This is a genomic window from Corynebacterium gottingense, from assembly GCF_007559235.1.
GTDB lineage: Bacteria > Actinomycetota > Actinomycetes > Mycobacteriales > Mycobacteriaceae > Corynebacterium > Corynebacterium gottingense.
This window is the reverse complement of the sequence record NZ_VMHH01000002.1, coordinates 130,691-145,950: the sequence shown is the minus strand read 5'-3', so window position 1 is coordinate 145,950 and position 15,260 is coordinate 130,691. Positions and strand designations below refer to the sequence as shown.

General features: G+C 69.5%; 15 protein-coding genes. 4 read left to right on the top strand and 11 right to left on the bottom strand.

Annotation, left to right across the window (positions count from 1 at the left end):
* Window positions 1-39: 39 nt before the first annotated feature.
* Window positions 40-1,392: a homoserine dehydrogenase gene (locus FPH17_RS03390; RefSeq protein ID WP_154878693.1), complete on the top strand. Its 1,353-nt coding sequence runs from the start codon at window positions 40-42 to the stop codon at window positions 1,390-1,392.
* A 17-nt stretch (window positions 1,393-1,409) separates the two neighbouring features.
* Entirely contained in the window at window positions 1,410-2,339 is a 930-nt protein-coding gene (thrB, locus tag FPH17_RS03385) for a homoserine kinase (protein ID WP_095275963.1), read from the top strand.
* Window positions 2,340-2,349: 10 nt separating this feature from the next.
* On the opposite strand, the gene FPH17_RS03380 is transcribed toward thrB, so the two are convergent.
* The 4 genes from FPH17_RS03380 to FPH17_RS03365 are packed head-to-tail and all read right to left on the bottom strand — an operon-like array spanning window position 2,350 to window position 5,475.
* Window positions 2,350-3,360: a ThiF family adenylyltransferase gene (locus tag FPH17_RS03380; RefSeq protein ID WP_154878692.1), complete on the bottom strand. Its 1,011-nt coding sequence runs from the start codon at window positions 3,358-3,360 to the stop codon at window positions 2,350-2,352.
* Window positions 3,353-3,823 (bottom strand): molybdenum cofactor biosynthesis protein MoaE, encoded by a 471-nt coding sequence (locus FPH17_RS03375; RefSeq protein WP_154878691.1) that lies wholly within the window; start codon window positions 3,821-3,823, stop codon window positions 3,353-3,355. The genes FPH17_RS03380 and FPH17_RS03375 overlap by 8 nt, the downstream gene beginning before the upstream one ends.
* On the bottom strand, window positions 3,813-4,286 hold the full coding sequence (locus tag FPH17_RS03370) for a MogA/MoaB family molybdenum cofactor biosynthesis protein (RefSeq protein WP_095535067.1): 474 nt from the start codon (window positions 4,284-4,286) through the stop codon (window positions 3,813-3,815). The genes FPH17_RS03375 and FPH17_RS03370 overlap by 11 nt, the downstream gene beginning before the upstream one ends.
* 25 nt (window positions 4,287-4,311) lie before the next feature.
* On the bottom strand, window positions 4,312-5,475 hold the full coding sequence (locus FPH17_RS03365) for a molybdopterin molybdotransferase MoeA (RefSeq protein ID WP_154878690.1): 1,164 nt from the start codon (window positions 5,473-5,475) through the stop codon (window positions 4,312-4,314).
* A 40-nt stretch (window positions 5,476-5,515) separates the two neighbouring features.
* Between FPH17_RS03365 and FPH17_RS03360 the strand changes: the two genes are divergently transcribed.
* Complete coding sequence (locus tag FPH17_RS03360) at window positions 5,516-5,770, top strand: MoaD/ThiS family protein (RefSeq protein ID WP_095535066.1); 255 nt, start codon at window positions 5,516-5,518, stop codon at window positions 5,768-5,770.
* A 29-nt stretch (window positions 5,771-5,799) separates the two neighbouring features.
* Here the strand turns inward: FPH17_RS03360 and FPH17_RS03355 are convergent, their stop codons facing one another.
* Window positions 5,800-7,623 (bottom strand): ATP-binding cassette domain-containing protein, encoded by a 1,824-nt coding sequence (locus FPH17_RS03355; protein WP_244288050.1) that lies wholly within the window; start codon window positions 7,621-7,623, stop codon window positions 5,800-5,802.
* The gene (gene modA / locus FPH17_RS03350) at window positions 7,590-8,333 is read right to left on the bottom strand and encodes a molybdate ABC transporter substrate-binding protein (protein WP_244288049.1); all 744 of its coding nucleotides are present in this window, start codon (window positions 8,331-8,333) and stop codon (window positions 7,590-7,592) included. Before modA ends, FPH17_RS03355 begins: the two co-directional genes overlap by 34 nt.
* A 295-nt stretch (window positions 8,334-8,628) precedes the next feature.
* On the opposite strand from modA, the gene FPH17_RS03345 reads away from it, so the two are divergent.
* Entirely contained in the window at window positions 8,629-9,915 is a 1,287-nt protein-coding gene (locus FPH17_RS03345) for an HNH endonuclease signature motif containing protein (protein ID WP_154878689.1), read from the top strand.
* Here FPH17_RS03345 and mobA read toward each other — a convergent pair.
* Genes mobA through FPH17_RS03320 form a run of 5 tightly spaced genes read right to left on the bottom strand, consistent with a single transcriptional unit; the run spans window position 9,879 to window position 15,063 of the window.
* Window positions 9,879-10,478 (bottom strand): molybdenum cofactor guanylyltransferase, encoded by a 600-nt coding sequence (gene mobA, locus FPH17_RS03340; protein WP_280114035.1) that lies wholly within the window; start codon window positions 10,476-10,478, stop codon window positions 9,879-9,881. The two genes, FPH17_RS03345 and mobA, sit on opposite strands and share 37 nt — an antisense overlap.
* A 3-nt stretch (window positions 10,479-10,481) precedes the next feature.
* The gene (moaC, locus tag FPH17_RS03335; protein WP_154878839.1) at window positions 10,482-10,979 is read right to left on the bottom strand and encodes a cyclic pyranopterin monophosphate synthase MoaC; all 498 of its coding nucleotides are present in this window, start codon (window positions 10,977-10,979) and stop codon (window positions 10,482-10,484) included.
* An 8-nt stretch (window positions 10,980-10,987) separates the two neighbouring features.
* The gene (locus tag FPH17_RS03330) at window positions 10,988-12,250 is read right to left on the bottom strand and encodes a molybdopterin molybdotransferase MoeA (RefSeq protein ID WP_154878688.1); all 1,263 of its coding nucleotides are present in this window, start codon (window positions 12,248-12,250) and stop codon (window positions 10,988-10,990) included.
* Between the two features lie 3 nt (window positions 12,251-12,253).
* Window positions 12,254-13,294: a GTP 3',8-cyclase MoaA gene (moaA, locus tag FPH17_RS03325; RefSeq protein ID WP_154878687.1), complete on the bottom strand. Its 1,041-nt coding sequence runs from the start codon at window positions 13,292-13,294 to the stop codon at window positions 12,254-12,256.
* The gene (locus FPH17_RS03320) at window positions 13,291-15,063 is read right to left on the bottom strand and encodes a long-chain fatty-acid--CoA ligase (protein ID WP_154878686.1); all 1,773 of its coding nucleotides are present in this window, start codon (window positions 15,061-15,063) and stop codon (window positions 13,291-13,293) included. The genes moaA and FPH17_RS03320 overlap by 4 nt, the downstream gene beginning before the upstream one ends.
* Window positions 15,064-15,260 lie beyond the last annotated feature (197 nt).

Below are 15,260 nucleotides of genomic sequence, written 5' to 3'. Positions count from 1 at the left end.
CGGGTACGCAGACCCGTTACTTGAGGAGAGGGAACACGCATGACCGTCGCAAGCGCCGAAGGCCACAACGGCAACTACCCGGGCAAGGGGATTGGGCACGCCGTGGGCGTGGCCGTGCTGGGCAAGGGCACCGTGGGCACCGAGGTGCTGCACCTGCTCAAGGAGTTTTCTGACAGCCTGGAGCAGCGCGTCGGCGGTCCGCTCGAGGTCCGTGGCGTCGCCGTGTCCAACCTGGACAAGCACAAGGACGCGCCGGAAGTCCAGGACGTGTACCTCACCGACGATGCCTCCGAGCTGGTCACGCGCGACGACGTCGACGTCGTCGTGGAGCTGATCGGCGGCATCGATTACCCGCGCGAGCTGGTGCTCAAGGCGCTGCACGCGGGGAAGTCCGTCGTGACCGCTAACAAGGCGCTGGTGGCGGCGCACGGCTCCGAGCTGGCGGACGCCGCTAACGAGGCCGGCGTGGACCTCTACTACGAGGCGGCCGTCGCCGCGGCCATCCCCGTGGTTGGCATGCTGCGCCGCTCGCTGGCTGGCGACAAGGTGGAGCGGATCTCCGGCATCGTCAACGGCACCACCAACTTCATCCTGGACGCGATGGCGTCGACTGGCGCGAGCTACGAGGACGCGCTGGCGGAGGCGACCCGCCTGGGCTACGCCGAGGCCGACCCGACCGCGGATGTGGAGGGCCACGACGCGGCGTCGAAAGCCGCGATCCTTGCGTCCATGGGCTTCCACACCCGCGTGACCTTTGATGATGTGTACTGCGAGGGGATCTCCAAGATCACTGCGGATGACATCGCGGCGGCGAAGAAGTCGAACCAGACGATCAAGCTGCTGGCCATCTGCGAGCGGCTGTACGACGATGCAGGCAACACCACCGCCGTCAACGCCCGCGTCCACCCGACCCTGGTGCCCAACGAGCACCCGCTGGCCACGGTGGATAAGTCCTACAACGCCATCTTCGTGGAGGCGGAGGCGGCCGGCCGCCTCATGTTCTACGGCAACGGCGCCGGCGGTGCTCCTACCGCGTCGGCGGTGCTCGGCGACCTGGTCGGCGCCGCCCGCAACAAGGTGCACGGCGGCCGCGCCCCCGCGGAGAACCCCTACGCCGACTACGACGTCGTGGCCTTCGACGAGGTCCCCACGCGCTACCACATCAACATGACGGTCTCCGACCGCGTCGGCGTGCTGGCCGACCTCGCTCGGCACTTTGCCGACGACGGCGTTTCGCTCTCCGCGGTGCGCCAGGAAGAGTCCGGGAACGAAGCCCACCTGATTGTGGTCACCCACAAGGCGCTGGAGAAGGACCTGCGCGCGATTGTGCAGCGGCTCTCTGAGCACGACGCCGTCCAGGCGGTTAACTCCGTCATCCGTCTCGACTCCTAAGGCAGGAAAGGAACGCAATGCCCACCGACCTGCAAGTAGGCCTCAAGGCCACCGTGACCGTCCCAGGTTCCTCCGCAAACCTGGGCCCGGGGTTTGACACCCTGGGCATCGCAGTGAGCATCTACGACACGGTGGAGGTCGAGGTCACCGCGTCCGGGCTGGACGTACAGATCTTTGGCGAGGGCGCCGACGAGCTGCCGCGCGACAACTCCCACCTGGTGGTCAAGGCGATCCGCTCCGGGCTCAAGGCGGCTGACGTCGAGGCGCCGGGACTGAAAGTGACCTGCAACAACAACATCCCGCAGTCGCGCGGCCTCGGGTCCTCCGCGGCCGCCGCGGTGGCGGGCGTTGTCGCCGCGAACACGCTCGCGGGCGGTCCGCTGAGCACCGACGAGATCGTCCAGCTGTCCAGCGAATTCGAGGGGCACCCCGACAACGCCGGCGCGTCCGTACTCGGCGCGGCAGTCGTGTCCTGGACGGAAATCCCGGTGGACGGGCGTTCCCTGCCCGAGTACCGGGCGGTGGGCGTAGACGTCGACCCGCGGATCCGGGCGTACGCGCTGGTGCCGGACTTCCACGCCTCCACCAACGCGGTGCGCAAGGTGCTGCCCAGCCACGTCACGCACACCGACGCGCGCTTCAACGTGTCGCGCACCGCGGTGATGACGGTGGCCATCCAGAACCACCCGGAGCTGCTCTGGGAGGGCACCCGCGACCGCCTGCACCAGCCCTACCGGTCCGACGTACTCCCGGTGACGGCGGAGTGGGTCAACCGCCTGCGCAACCGCGGCTATGCCGCGTACCTCTCCGGCGCCGGCCCGACCGCGATGGTGCTGTGCACTGAGCCCGTCGACGAGGCGATCCTGGACGAGGCCCGCGCCGCCGGCCTGCGCGTGCTGGATCTCGAGGTCGCCGGCCCAGTGAAGGCCGAGCTGACGAGCGACTAGGGGCGAGCACCTAGCGCCGCAGGCCGTCCATCCCGCCGCGTAGGCTCGCCACCCCGCGCACGCCGCGAGCCTCGAGCGCGGCGACCGCCCGCGCGGAGCGGGCGCCCGAGGCACAGATGAGCACCCCGCCGCCTTCTAACTCCGGCGGGGTGTAGCCGTCGAGGACCTTGCCCAGCGGCACGTTGATCGCGCCCCGGATGTGGTGGGTGGCGTATTCGGCGGGCTCGCGGACGTCGATAAGCACTGCCCCCGGCGGTATGCTGCCTACTTCCGCGGGCCCGTGCGGTGGGTCAAGCTCGCGGACGCGCTCGGTCACGGCTGGGTCCGCGTTGAGCGGGACGTATTCCCAGGTGCCGGCGAGGCCGTCGAAGTAGCCGAGCGTGCCCACGAGCGGCGTGCCCATACCGGTGGCGAGCTTGAGCGCCTCCATCGCCATCGCTGAGCCGACGACGCCGACGAGCGGTCCGAGCACGCCCGCCTGCGAGCACGACGGGACCGAGCCGGGAGGTGGCGGGGCGGGGAAGAGGTCCTCGTAGACGGGGCCGTGGCCGGCCCAGAAGACGGAGAGCTGCGCCTCGACACCGAGGATGGAGCCCCAGATGTGCGGGATGCCCAGACGTGCCGCCGCGTGGGAGATGACGTGGCGGGTGTCAAAGTTGTCGGAGCCGTCGAGGACCATGTCCGCGCCGGCGAGCCGCGCCACGGCGTTGTCCCACGTCAGGCGCGTGCGGACTGGGTCGACCTCCGTGTCGGGGTTGAGGGCCTCGAGCGCGTCCATGGCGGAGAGCACTTTGGCGTCGCCGACGCTGTCGGTGGTGTGGATGACTTGGCGGTGCAGGTTGGAGAGGGCGACCGCGTCGTCGTCGATAAGCACGATGCTCCCGACGCCCGCGCCGGCGAGGTAGAGGAGGGCGGGGGAGCCGAGGCCGCCCGCGCCGACGACGGCGATGCGCGCGCCGCGGAGTTTCTGCTGGGAGGCCTCGCCGATGAGCGCGGTTTGGCGCAGGTAGCGGCTATCCATCGATGCCCACCCACTGAGTTTCGCCGCTGGCCATGACCTGCCGTTTCCAGATCGGCACCTCGGACTTGACGCGGTCGGCGGTTGCCTCGCACGCGTCGAAGGCAGCGCCGCGGTGCGCACTTGCGGCGAGGACGAGGAAGGCGAGCTGGCCGATGGGCACCTCGCCCGTGCGGTGTGCGGTAAAGAGGCGGATCGGGTGGGCGGCCGCGACCTCCGCGGCGACGCGCCGCAGCTCATCAATGGCGCTGGGGTGGGCCTCGTAGGCGAGGGTGCGCACGCGCTGGCCGCCGTCGTGGTCGCGGACAATCCCGTCGAAGCGGACGAGCGCGCCCATCGCGTCGGTGAGTGTGTCGGTGGTGGCCTGCTGCGCGAGCAGTTCGAGCGGTTGGTCCGTGATGACGGCGCCGATGACCTGGCCGGTCTGCGCGGCGACGTAGTCGGGGTCGGGGCGGCTAGTGTGCATGGTTGCCTTCCAGCTGGTCGAGGAGGTGGGGCAGGATCGGGGCGAGCACCGCGCACCCGTCCTGCACGCCGCCGCGCGACCCGGGCAGGGCCATGATGAAGGTGCCGCGCTGGGTGATACCGGCGACGGTGCGCGAGAGGATCGCGGTCGGGGTGGAGGCGAGACCTTGCTGGTAGAAGGCGTGCGCGATCCCCGGGAGCTCGCGGTCCACAAGCGCGGCGACGGCCTCGATCGTGCGGTCGTCGGGGCTGACGCCGGTACCGCCGGAGGTGAGGACGACGCTGGGCCGGCGGGCGATGGCGTCGCGCACAGCGGCGTCGATGTCGGCGTCCGCGACCACGGTGGCGTCCGGGGTGCGCAGGCCTATTCTGCGCAGGAATTCCACCGCGATCGGCCCGGATTTATCCTGGTAGATGCCTTGCGACGCCCGCGTGGATGCGACGATGACCTCTGCGTTTCTCATAGCGTCCCCATCGTACCGCCGGGCACTACAGCGGGTACGCGGCGGCGAGCTCGCCGGCCCGCAGGGTGGCACCCGCGGGAATCCGGATGAGGTGCGTCGCCTGCGCCCCCTGCGCGAGGAGGTGCGATGCGGGGCCGCCGATCGGCCGAAGCGCCCCGTGCTCGACCGCGCCACGCAAGAACTGCTCCTTGCTCTCCAACCCCGCGACGTCGCAAGCAAGCGGCGCCAGAATCGGCTCGGGCGCGCGCCCGAGCAGCGGCGCGACGTAGGTGCGGAAGCTGACCAGCGTGGAGATCGGGTTGCCGGGCAGGCTGATCACGGGCGTCTCGGCGAAGCGACTGAGTCCTTGCGGACCTCCCGGTTGCTGTGCCACGTGCCCGTACCAGCCCTGGCGGAAGACCTGGCGGACCACCTCGAATTTGCCGTGGCTGATCCCGCCGGAGGTGACCACCGCGTCCGGCGCGTGCTCCGCGATTGCCTCCCGCACCTGCGCCTCCAGCTCGTCCGGATCATCGCTGGTGCGCACGTGCGCTGCGACCCCGATGCCGTACCGCGCCGCCAACGCCCGCAGCATCGGCCCGTTTGCGTCGGGGATCGTCGCGGGGCCGACAGGACTTGCGGTGACTTCGGCGCCCCCGGTGACGATGACAATCCGCGCCGCCCGCACGACCTCGACCTCGCCGATGCCCTGGCTTGCCAGCGCGCCGACGAGCGCCGGGGTAACCGGCGCGCCCGCCGGAGCGAGCTCCTCGCCCGCCGCGATGTCGGAGCCCGCCCGCCGCACGAAGGCGCCTTCCTCCGTGGCCGGCAGGCGCACGCGTTTGCCCTCGCCGACGAACTCGCCCGGGGCGCACGCCTCCACAGGCACGACCGCCCGCGTCCCGCGCGGCAGCTTCGCCCCCGTCATCACCGGCGCCGCCAGCGCGCCGAGCCCTACCGGGTACGCGGCGTCCGGGTCCGCGCCCGCAGCAACGGTGGGGCCGACTACCGCCTCGCGAGCGCCCACCTCATTCACCGCGTACCCATCCATCTGCGAGTTTGTAAAAGGCGGTTGCTCGCGCGGCGCCACCACGGCGCCGGCAAGCAACGCCCCGCGCGCGGCAGCGTCAAGCGGCGTGGTCAGCTCGGTGCGGCGTTCACCGAGCGCCTCCGCGATCGCGGCGGCGTGTGCTTCGGGGGTTCGGCTCATGGGGCCATCGTACGGCGCAGCCCGCAGGTATCGTGTGAGCATGCAGATCCACTACTTCGCCGCCGCCCGCGCGGCCACCGGCACGCCGTGCGAGGACGTCGGCGAGTTCTCAACGCTCGAGCAGTTGCTTATCGACGCCACGTCGCGCCACACCGGCACCACCGATTCCGGCCAGACGCTCGCGGACATCGTGGCGCGCTGCACGTTCCTCGTCGACGGCACCCGGTCGGATCCTTCCACGCTGCTGGCCGGCGCGTCGCGCGTCGACGTGCTTCCACCGTTCGCGGGTGGGTAGTGAAGTTTTTCCGCACGTGCGGAAAAACTTCACCCGTGTTCCGCCGGGATGAGCCTGACCTTCCGGGCATCTAACGTGCAGGTCACCTGCGTTCCGAGCGCGAGATCCTGGCGCAGCACCGCGTCGCGGTCCACGAGCAGCGAAACGTAGTGCTCGGTGTACTCGGTGTGCTCGGCGTCCCCGCCCACGGCCAGCTCAACGGCGGCGCTGCCTCCCGGCAGGAGGTCGATCGCGCTGACCCGCCCGCGGAGCAGGTGGGAGCCCGCAGGCTGTGGGGCGCGAATCAAAGAGAGCGCGTCCGGGGGGAAGGAGGCGCGGAGGGGGCGGGGCACGGTGGCGTCGGTAAGCGGTGGCCCCTCGAGCAGGCTGAGGTCCGCGAGCAGGTTCATGCCCAGTAGGCGGGCGGAAAATGCGGTGGCGGGGGCGGCGAGCTCGTCGGCGGCGGGGCGCAGGCTGACTACGCGGCCGCTGCGCATGACGGCGACGTGGTCCGCAAGCGTTGCGACGTCGATGGCGTCGTGCGTGACCACGAGCGTGGTGCGTTCGCGGGCCGTGGCCTGCAGCAGGCGGCGCCACTGGGCGGTGGTGGCGGTGTCGATGGCGGCGAGCGGCTCATCGAGGATGAGCACGCGGGGGCGGGCGGCGAGCGCGCGGACCAGCGCGACCTGGGCGGCCTGCCCGCCGGACAGCGCGGGGACGGGGACGTCTGCCAGCGATGCGAGCCCGGCCGCGCGCAGCAGCTGCTCGGCGCTGCGGGTGACCATAGCGAGCGCGGTGCGCGGCGTCGCGGTCGGCGGCAGTGCGGGGTCTTGTGTGAGCAGCACGACGCCCCGTTGCTTTGCAGCGTCCCTGGCCAGCGTCGTCTTCCCCGCGCCATTCGGCCCGATGAGCGCCGTTGTGGCGTTGGCGGGGAAGCGGGTGGCCCCGGCAAGGACTTCCCTGCCGCGCGCGTCGGGGCGGGTCAGCTGGCTGAGAGTCGCGGCGTCGATCGCGCCGGTCTCCCGCGGTTGTTCCGGGGGCCGGCGTCGGCCGCGCCACTGCGCGAGCGCGGCTGGCAGGGCGGTTGTCACAAGCGCGAGGACCGCGAACCCCACCAGGATGGCGGAAAGCCCGTATGCGAGTGACTGGTCGACCTCGCGTGCCAGGTAGATCCCCAGCGGCATGGTTCGTGTGGTGCCAGGCATGGAGCCGGCAAAGGTGAGGGTGGTGCCGAACTCCCCCAGCGAGCGGGCGAACGCGAGCCCAGCGGCGGTGACGAGAGCCGGGGCGATGGCGGGCAGGATAATCCGGCGAACGATCCGTCCCGGCGGGATCCCGACCGCCGCCGCGGACGCGGCCACCCCCTGACCCAGCTGTCGCAGTGCGGAATCGAGCGTGATAACCACGAACGGCAGGGCAACGTACACGTGAGCGGCGACAACGCCGGGGAAGGCGAAGGCGAACTGCCAGTGCAGCGCGTCGAGGAGCGGGGCGGCGAGGCCCCGCCTACCGATGAGTGCCGAGAGTGCAAGGCCCGCGACCACCGGCGGCATTGCCAGCGGCAGGAGGACGAGGAGCCGCGCCAGCCACGACCCGCGGCGGACCCGTTGGAGCCACAGCGCCAGCGGCGTGCCGAGCGCGACCGCGATGACCGTGGCAAGCGTGGCCGACGCAACCGTTACCCGCAGCAGCTCGTGCGTTTCCGGTGTCCGGAGCACGGCGTCGAGGTCGGCCCACGGCACGTGCGCTCCGAGCGCAAACACGGGCAGGACGATGAGCGCGAGCGTGACCGCCGCCAGCGCCGAAACAGCTGGCGGGGGAGGGTTCGGCCGAGCGCGCATCATGCCGCCGGTGTGAAGCCGGACTGCTCCCACATCTCGCGCGCCTGCGGGCTGTGGAGTCGGTGCACCAGTTCGCCGGCCTCGCCCGGGTGCTCGGAGCTCGTGACGACGCCCGCGACCAGGGAATTCGGGAACTCGGCGGCGTGCGGGATGTCGACGGTGTCCACGTCGCTGCCCGCCGCGGCCGCGTCGGTGCGGTACACGAACGCGGCGTCGGCTTCGCCCGAGACCACTTTGCCCAGCGTGTCTGCCACGTTGTGCTCCAGCGAGACGGGGTGAACGTTGAGCGAGTTGGCGCTGAGAAGCTGCTGCGACACGGTGCCACAGGGGACTTGGGCGTCGCACATGACGAAGTTCACGTCGCCGCGCTCCAAGTCATCGACGCTGCGCACGCCCGCCGGGTTTCCCTTCGGAACTACGAGCACCATCGAATTCGTCGCCACGACCTCGGGGTCGCGCGCCACGCCCGCGCGCACCGCGTCGTCCATGTTTTTCTGGTCGGCGGTGATGAGCACGTCTCCGGGTGCGCCGTCGCGCAGCTGCTGCACGAGGGTGGAGGAGCCTGCGTTGTTGAAGGTGAGTGGGGCGTCGATAAGCGTGCGCATCTCGTCGTTGAGGACTCTTGTCGACGCCGCGCCGAGGACGACCACCGCCTCGCTGCCGCCGGGAACGGGGTCGCTTGCGCACGAGGCGAGCAGGGATGCGAGCGCGGTCGCGGCAATGGCGGCGTGAACGGCGCGCACGGCGGCTCCTTTGTGGCGGCGAATTGTACGGAGAGAATCTACCACGCAGAGGTGGGCGCAACGGCGCGGTGCGATAGGCCGATTTTCCGCACAGGCGGAAATTTTGGAGGGCCGTTTTTCCGCACAGGCGGAAAAACGAATGCATGTGTGTGCGCAAATGTGGCGGGTTTTAAGGAGAGAATGTTTGGTCAGAGTATGTGCTTTTACCTGCTATGTTCGAATACCTTGGACTCCGTGTTCGGTGGGGGTGTTACTGTTCGCACAAACATGAGATCGATGATTTGGAGACGGGACAATGACCACCACCTTGGAGCGGCCGAAGAGCCTCAAAGCGCTCTCGGCGGAGATAGTGAAAGCGAGCCACGCGCTGAGCCAGAGCCACGCTGCGGTGCTGGATGCGATAGGGCAGTTTGATGAGGCGGACTACGCCGGCGAAACCGGGTGCCGCAGCACCGCGGCGTGGCTCATCCGTTATTGCAGGATGAAGAAGTCCCGCGCCTACGAATACGCTGATGTTGCCCGCAAGCTGCGCCCGTACGAGCTGCTTCGTGAGGCGTTTGCTGGTGGGGAGCTTGATTATTCGACGGTCAGGCTTGTCCTGAAGTACATCACGCCGGACAACGAGGCGGTGCTTGTTGAGCAGGCGGTTGAGCTGGGTTACCACGGACTCAAGCAGGCGCTGGCGGGCAGTGTGGAGAACGATTCGGGCGGATCCACGCACTCCGCCAATGGACTGCAGCTGAGGGAGGATGGGGAGAAGACCCGAATCTGGGGCACGATGAGCGCTGTCGACGGAGCGCAGTTCAAAGCGGCGCTGAAAGCAGGGGCGCTGGCGTACCACGCCGGGATGAGCGACATGCGCGACTACCTGGACACGGACGGCATGCTGGACCACGCCAAGCTGGACGCGGCGCTGGACAAGGTCGCCGACCTCCCGGACGCCGCGCAGGCCGACCTGCTGAAATCGGGGACGGGGCTGCCTCCGCAGCGGCTGCTGCTCGCGTCGCTGATGGGGATGGTGCAGCTGGTCCGCTCGGGGATGGCCAGGTCGACCAAGCTCGCCCCGGCGGCGCAGGTGACCATCATGATGGACACCCAGGGGCGGGGATATTTGCCCAACAACACTTCGGTGCCGGCGTTCAGGCTGGCAAACATCGCGGCGAACGCAGAGGCGCGCGGCGTGCTCGCGGACACCCACGGGCTGATAATCAATTACGGGAGAAAGCGCAGATTGGCGAGCAAAACCCAGATGCAGGCGCTCTCCGCGATGTGGGGAAGCCAATGCGCTATGCCCGGATGCACGCATGACCATTTCATCGAGGCGCACCACATCGACGACTGGGCCAATGGCGGGCTGACCGACCTGGACAACCTCCTCCCGCTGTGCAGTTCGTGCCATTCTATGGTCTCCGACGGGGAACTACGAATTCTGCGGCAGGGCGACGACATCCACTTCGTCGGTCCCGACGGCGCGCGTTGGGTCTCGCGGGACCGACGCACCCCGCTGCGCGACGACGATGCCCGCGTCATCGCGGAACTGCCAGATTACGGCGAATGCTTCGACGATTGGTTGGACGCATGAGTGGGGCCGAATTCGACCACCCCAAGGGCGCCCAGTTCCTCTGGGGTGTCGTAGTCCTGCTCGCGGCCGTCGCCGGGTACGCGCGTCACCTGCGTGGGGGCGTCGAAAAGCCGCTTTGCGGCGACGCCGCTTGCACCCGCGCGCTCGAGTGCCCGGAGCAGCGCTGTGCGGTGCCAAACGGCGCACAACGGCTGCAAGTAGCCGTCTTCGGCTTCGACCGCAGCGACGTCGGTCTCCTCGTCGATGAGGGTGCGCACCAAGCGAGGCAGCAGCGCGCCGGACCGGGGAGCGTCCACGGCGAGCACTCCGACGAGGTCGGTCTCGAGCGCGCCCAGACCCGCGGCAATCCCCGCGACGGGGCCGCCGAAGGGCGGATCCTCCGCGACCTGGCTGACGCCGTGCAGTCCCAGCGGGAATGGGGACACCACCACGACCTCTGCACCGTGGGGAAGCGTCGCAATGACGTGGTCGACGAGCCGCTGGCCGTCGAGTTTGATCTGCGCCTTCTCCGCGCCCATGCGCGTGGACCTGCCGCCAGCGAGGACGATGACGCCGAGCGACACGCGCTACGCCTCCGGCTGCTCGCGCAGCGTGGGCAGCTCGCGCGACCAGTCACCGGAGCGCCCACCCGACTTCGCCGTAATGCCGCAGCGGCGGATGTACGCGGACCGGTCCACGCCCTTCACCATGTCCACGATCGACAGCGCGGCGACATTCACCGCTGTGAGCGCCTCCATCTCCACGCCGGTGCGGTCCGCAGTGCGCACCGTGGCCTGGATGAACACGTGGTCCTCACACAGCGCGATCTCGACCGCGCAGCCGTGCACGCCAATCGTGTGCGCCAGCGGCAGCAGCTCTGGCACGCGCTTCGCAGCGGCGATCCCGGCGACGCGCGCCACCGCGAGCACGTCGCCCTTCGGCACGGTGCCGTTTGCCAGCGCCGCCATCACCTCGGGCGAGCACGCGACCTCGCCCTCCGCCGTCGCCGTGCGCACGGTCGGCCGCTTCTCCGTGACGTCGACCATGTAGGCCTCGCCAGCGCTGTTCAAGTGGGTGAATTCCATCATGCTCCTTAGAGATATACGTGTATTGGGCCAGAGTGCTTATCGACGACAGCGAGCCCGTCCACACCCGCCAATGATGCGACGAAACTCGAGCTCGTCGCCGCCGAATACGGCTCCGCCACCGCCCGGTCGCCGTCGTACCGCAGCCGGACGGGAACCGCGAACGTCGTGTCCGGCTTCGACGTTGACGGGAACGCGGGTGCGCGCTCGGCCACAACCCGCGGACGCTCGGCGAGACGCAGTCGGTCGGTGCGACCGGTGTGGGCTGCAATCAACGGCGCGGCGTACAGCACAAACGACACGTATGCGGCAACCGGGTTGCCCGGCAAGCACACCATTGGGGTGCCGCGGAACGTGCCGGCCCCCTGCGGGCTGCCGGGGCGTTGCGCAACGTGGCCGAACCACATCGACCCGCTCGCCTCGTCCTCCGCCACCGCGCGGACCACATCGAACGCTCCGGCGCTGACGCCGCCAGAAGTGATGACCAGGTCAGAGGACGCGGCGGCCCGGGCGAGGAGTTCCGCGGCATCGGTGGCGGCGTCGTTGGCATGGAAGCGCTGGACGGTCCCGCGGTGCCCGGTCGCTGCGGCGGCGAGCTCAGCGAGCATCGGCAGATTCGAGTCGGGGATCTGCGGGCCGCTGACCGCGCCGGGCCAGGGCACGAGTTCGCTCCCCGTGGACACGACGGCGATGCGAGGCGCCGCGAAGGCGTCGACGGTGCGAATGCCGGTGGAGACGCACGCGGCGAGGGTGGGGGCGTCGCAAAGCGTGCCGCGGCTGGCTATCCGCGCGCCGGGTAGGACGTTCTCGCCGGCGCGCCGGATGTGGCGGCGCGACGTATCGGCCTTGTTGATGGTCACGTGCTGCGGGAGCGGGTGCGGGCCGCGGGGGATGTTGCTCTGCTCGACCGGGACGACAATCAGGTCGGAGTCGGCTCCGTCGACGGGGGCGCCCGTCATAACCCGGACAGCGTGGCCCGCGGGGCAAGCGAGTGCGGGCGAGCCGGCGGGGACGTCGCCCGCGACCGGGAGCGTCCACGGGCCGGGGGTGGGGAGGTCTGACGCGTGGACGGCGAACCCGTCGACGGCGGAGTTGTCGAACGGGGGAACGGCGAGCGCTGCGTAGACGTCGGAGGCGAGCACGAGGCCGGCCGCGGCGTCGAGCGGGACGTCGCGTTCGACGCGCGGGTGGGCGAGCGAGAGCACGCGCTCGAGGTGTTCGGTAATGCTCGGCCGTGGGCCCTGGCCTTCTCCGGGGTGGTGGGCGCGCATGGGTTAGCCGCCGATCTCGCTCATGAGGCGTTCGGGCTGGAGGAAACCTTCGTCATCAATGCCGTGACCTGGCTTTTTCAGCCACATGGCCTGGGCCCAGGCGTCGGCGAGTTCGTCGTCCGAGGCTCCTGCGCGCATGAGGTCGCGCAGCGACACCTCGTCCGCGGTTGAAGAGAATAGGCAGGAGCGGACCGCGCCATCTGTGGTGAGGCGCGTGCGGTCGCAGGCGCCACAGAACGGGTGCGTCACCGATGCGATGACCCCGAGGGTGCCCGCGCGGGTGCCGTCGGTGATGTTCCACAGGGCGGCGGGTGCCGAGCCGCGCGGCGTTGCTGCGGGGGTAAGCGCGTAGCGTTCCTCGACCCGGGCGAGGATGTCGGTGGCCGTCACCATGTCGCCGCGTCGCCAGTTTTCGCGCGGCCCCAGCGGCATCTGTTCGATGAAGCGCAGCTGAAGCCCCTTGTCCAGGGCGAAGTCGACGAGGTCGAGGATCCCGTCCTCGTTCACCCCCGGCATGACCACCGCGTTGACCTTGACGGGGGTGAGGCCGGCGGCGAGGGCGGCGTCGATGCCTGCGAAGACGTCGTGGATGCGGTCGCGGCGCGTCAGGCGCGTGAACAGGTCCGGGCTCGTGGTGTCCAGGGACACGTTGATGCGGTCCAGCCCGGCATCGGCGAGCGCGGAGGCGCGGCGCGCCAGTCCGAGCGCGTTGGTGGTGAGGGCGGTGGTGGGAGGGGTGGACGTAGCGTCGATACACATGCCCTTCGTCGCCGCGACAATCTCCTCGAGCGACTTGCGCAGGAGTGGCTCGCCACCGGTGAAGCGGACCTGGCGGATGCCCAGCGACTCGACGGCGAGACGGATGAGGCGGATGGTTTCCTCGTCCGTGAGCGCCTGCTCGGTGGGCATCCACTCGAGACCGTCTGCCGGCATGCAGTACGTGCAGCGCAAGTTGCAGCGGTCAGTCAGGCTGACACGGAGGTCGCGGGCGGTGCGTCCGTAGCGGTCATCAAGTGTGCGCGACTGTGCCACTTTCCCTGTCACTCTCCCTCCTCTTCGTGCGCAGCCTCCACCTCCGCCGTCGACGGGTTGCCGTGTGACCGGTTGCCGGGGCCGGGCAGCGCGATGATGTCGAACTCATCGCGGGCGAGGTGCTTGCGCAGGTCCTTCTTGTCAAACTTTCCCACGGAGGTTTTGTCGATGGAATCCACAAACGTCCAGTATTCCGGCGTCATCCACTTCGGCAGCACCGATTCCAGCCCGGCGCGCAGTCGCTCGGCGGTGGCGGGGGACGCCTCGATGCCTTTGAGCAGCTTCGTCACCGCGAGCGGGCGCTCGCCCCACTTCTTGTCGGGGATGCCGATGACGGCGCACTCGACGACGACGTCGGACTCCATGATGAGATTTTCCACCTGTGCGGAATAAATCCACTCGCCGCCGGAGCGGATGACGTCGCGGGCGCGGTCGTAGAGCGTCATGAACCCGTCGTTGGTCACGGTGCCAACGTCACCGGTGCGGAGCCAGCCGTCGGCGGTGAAGTGCTTGCGGGCGTCGGTAATCTGCTCCCCGCGGAACTCGGAGGCGATTTTTCCGGGCTCCTGGGTCGGGGAGTGGTAGTAGCCCTTGGCCACGAGGTTGCCGCGGACCTGGATCTCGCCTTGGGTCAGGTCCGTCGAGGCCATGATCTGGCCGTCGTTGACCACCCGGTACTCCAGCGACGGCGAGAACCGGCCCTGCGAGATGCGGTACGCCCAGCGGGCCTCGCCGGACGCGCCCGACGGCGGGCGCGCAACCGTGCCAACCGTTGACGTCTCGGTCATGCCCCACACGTGGACGACGTCGACGCCGTAGCGCTCCTCCCACATCTTGATCAGCGCCGGCGGGGCGGGGGAGCCGCCGACGTAGAGCTCCTGCAGGCTCATGCGCTCCGGGGGATTGTGCAGGTAGTGGACCATCAGCTGGATCCAGAGTGTCGGCACGCCGTGGGCGACGCGCGGGTGCGTGGTGGCGATGAGCTTGGCCAGCGTCGGCGCGGACATATCCGAGTCGGGCAGGACCAGGGGCGCGCCGGCGAGGAACGTGGCGAAGGGCACACCCCAGCTCAGCACGTGGTAGATGGGGATGCAGCAGAGGAAAGATTCGCCGTGGGTCACGGCGAGCGAGTCCATGGCGCGCAGGCTCGTCGCCTCGAGCCACAGCGAGCGGTGCGAGTACGCCACGCCCTTCGGCGCCCCGGTCGTCGCGGTGGAGTACACCAGGGCGGCGGCCGTGTTTTCAGGGAGGGTGGGCCAGGGGAAGACGGTGCTGCGGCCGTCGAGAAGCTGCTCATAGCTCGCCGTGCGAACCCCCTCCGGAATCTCCTCCGAGGGTTCCGCGATGGGGTAGGGGCCGGTGAACACGACCGTCTCTACCAGCGGACAGTGTGCGAGCAGGCGGCCGAGTTTGGGCGCGAGGCGCGGGTCGGCGACCACGACCTTCGCCTCGGAGTGGTTGACAATGTAGGCGATCTGGTCCTCCATGAGCTGGATGTTCAGCGGCGTGAAAACCGCGCCCTTCGCAGCGACGGCGAACATCACCTCGAGGTGCTCGGCGCAGTTGTACATGAAGGTGGCCACGCGCTGGTCGCCGTCGATCCCCAGGTCATCGTGCAGTGCGTTGGCGAACGCCGCGGCGCGCGCGCCAATGTCCGCAAATGTGCATTCCTCTGCGCCGGTCGCGCGCCAGGTGGTGCACTTGGTGGACCCGTGGGTGTGCTGCCCGTAGTGCAAAATCTGCGCGACTGAGAACGGCACTTCCTGCATCGTTGAAAGCATGCGGTCTAGTCTAGCCAGTCCGACTCGCCGGAAAACAAGGGTAGGAAGTACACGTGTTGCGTCATGCGCTACACTGTTCGCGGGTTCGACATAGTGCCTGGGCGCTTGACGCGCAGTCGGGGTTCCAGGTAGTTCCCACCAACCCTCCGCACTCGTCGCGTCGCGCACGCAGGCGGCGTACGAATGGTGCGAGGCCA

Bases quoted from the DNA above. Each gene is read 5' to 3' on its own strand.
- FPH17_RS03345 (WP_154878689.1), top strand. From the start codon at position 8,629: ATGACCACCACCTTGGAGCGGCCGAAGAGCCTCAAAGCGCTCTCGGCG.
- FPH17_RS03390 (WP_154878693.1), top strand. From the start codon at position 40: ATGACCGTCGCAAGCGCCGAAGGCCACAACGGCAACTACCCGGGCAAG.
- FPH17_RS03360 (WP_095535066.1), top strand. From the start codon at position 5,516: ATGCAGATCCACTACTTCGCCGCCGCCCGCGCGGCCACCGGCACGCCG.
- FPH17_RS03375 (WP_154878691.1), bottom strand. From the start codon at position 3,823: ATGCACACTAGCCGCCCCGACCCCGACTACGTCGCCGCGCAGACCGGC.
- FPH17_RS03330 (WP_154878688.1), bottom strand. From the start codon at position 12,250: ATGCGCGCCCACCACCCCGGAGAAGGCCAGGGCCCACGGCCGAGCATT.
- FPH17_RS03380 (WP_154878692.1), bottom strand. From the start codon at position 3,360: ATGGATAGCCGCTACCTGCGCCAAACCGCGCTCATCGGCGAGGCCTCC.
- moaC (WP_154878839.1), bottom strand. From the start codon at position 10,979: ATGGAATTCACCCACTTGAACAGCGCTGGCGAGGCCTACATGGTCGAC.
- FPH17_RS03365 (WP_154878690.1), bottom strand. From the start codon at position 5,475: ATGAGCCGAACCCCCGAAGCACACGCCGCCGCGATCGCGGAGGCGCTC.
- FPH17_RS03320 (WP_154878686.1), bottom strand. From the start codon at position 15,063: ATGCTTTCAACGATGCAGGAAGTGCCGTTCTCAGTCGCGCAGATTTTG.
- FPH17_RS03370 (WP_095535067.1), bottom strand. From the start codon at position 4,286: ATGAGAAACGCAGAGGTCATCGTCGCATCCACGCGGGCGTCGCAAGGC.
- thrB (WP_095275963.1), top strand. From the start codon at position 1,410: ATGCCCACCGACCTGCAAGTAGGCCTCAAGGCCACCGTGACCGTCCCA.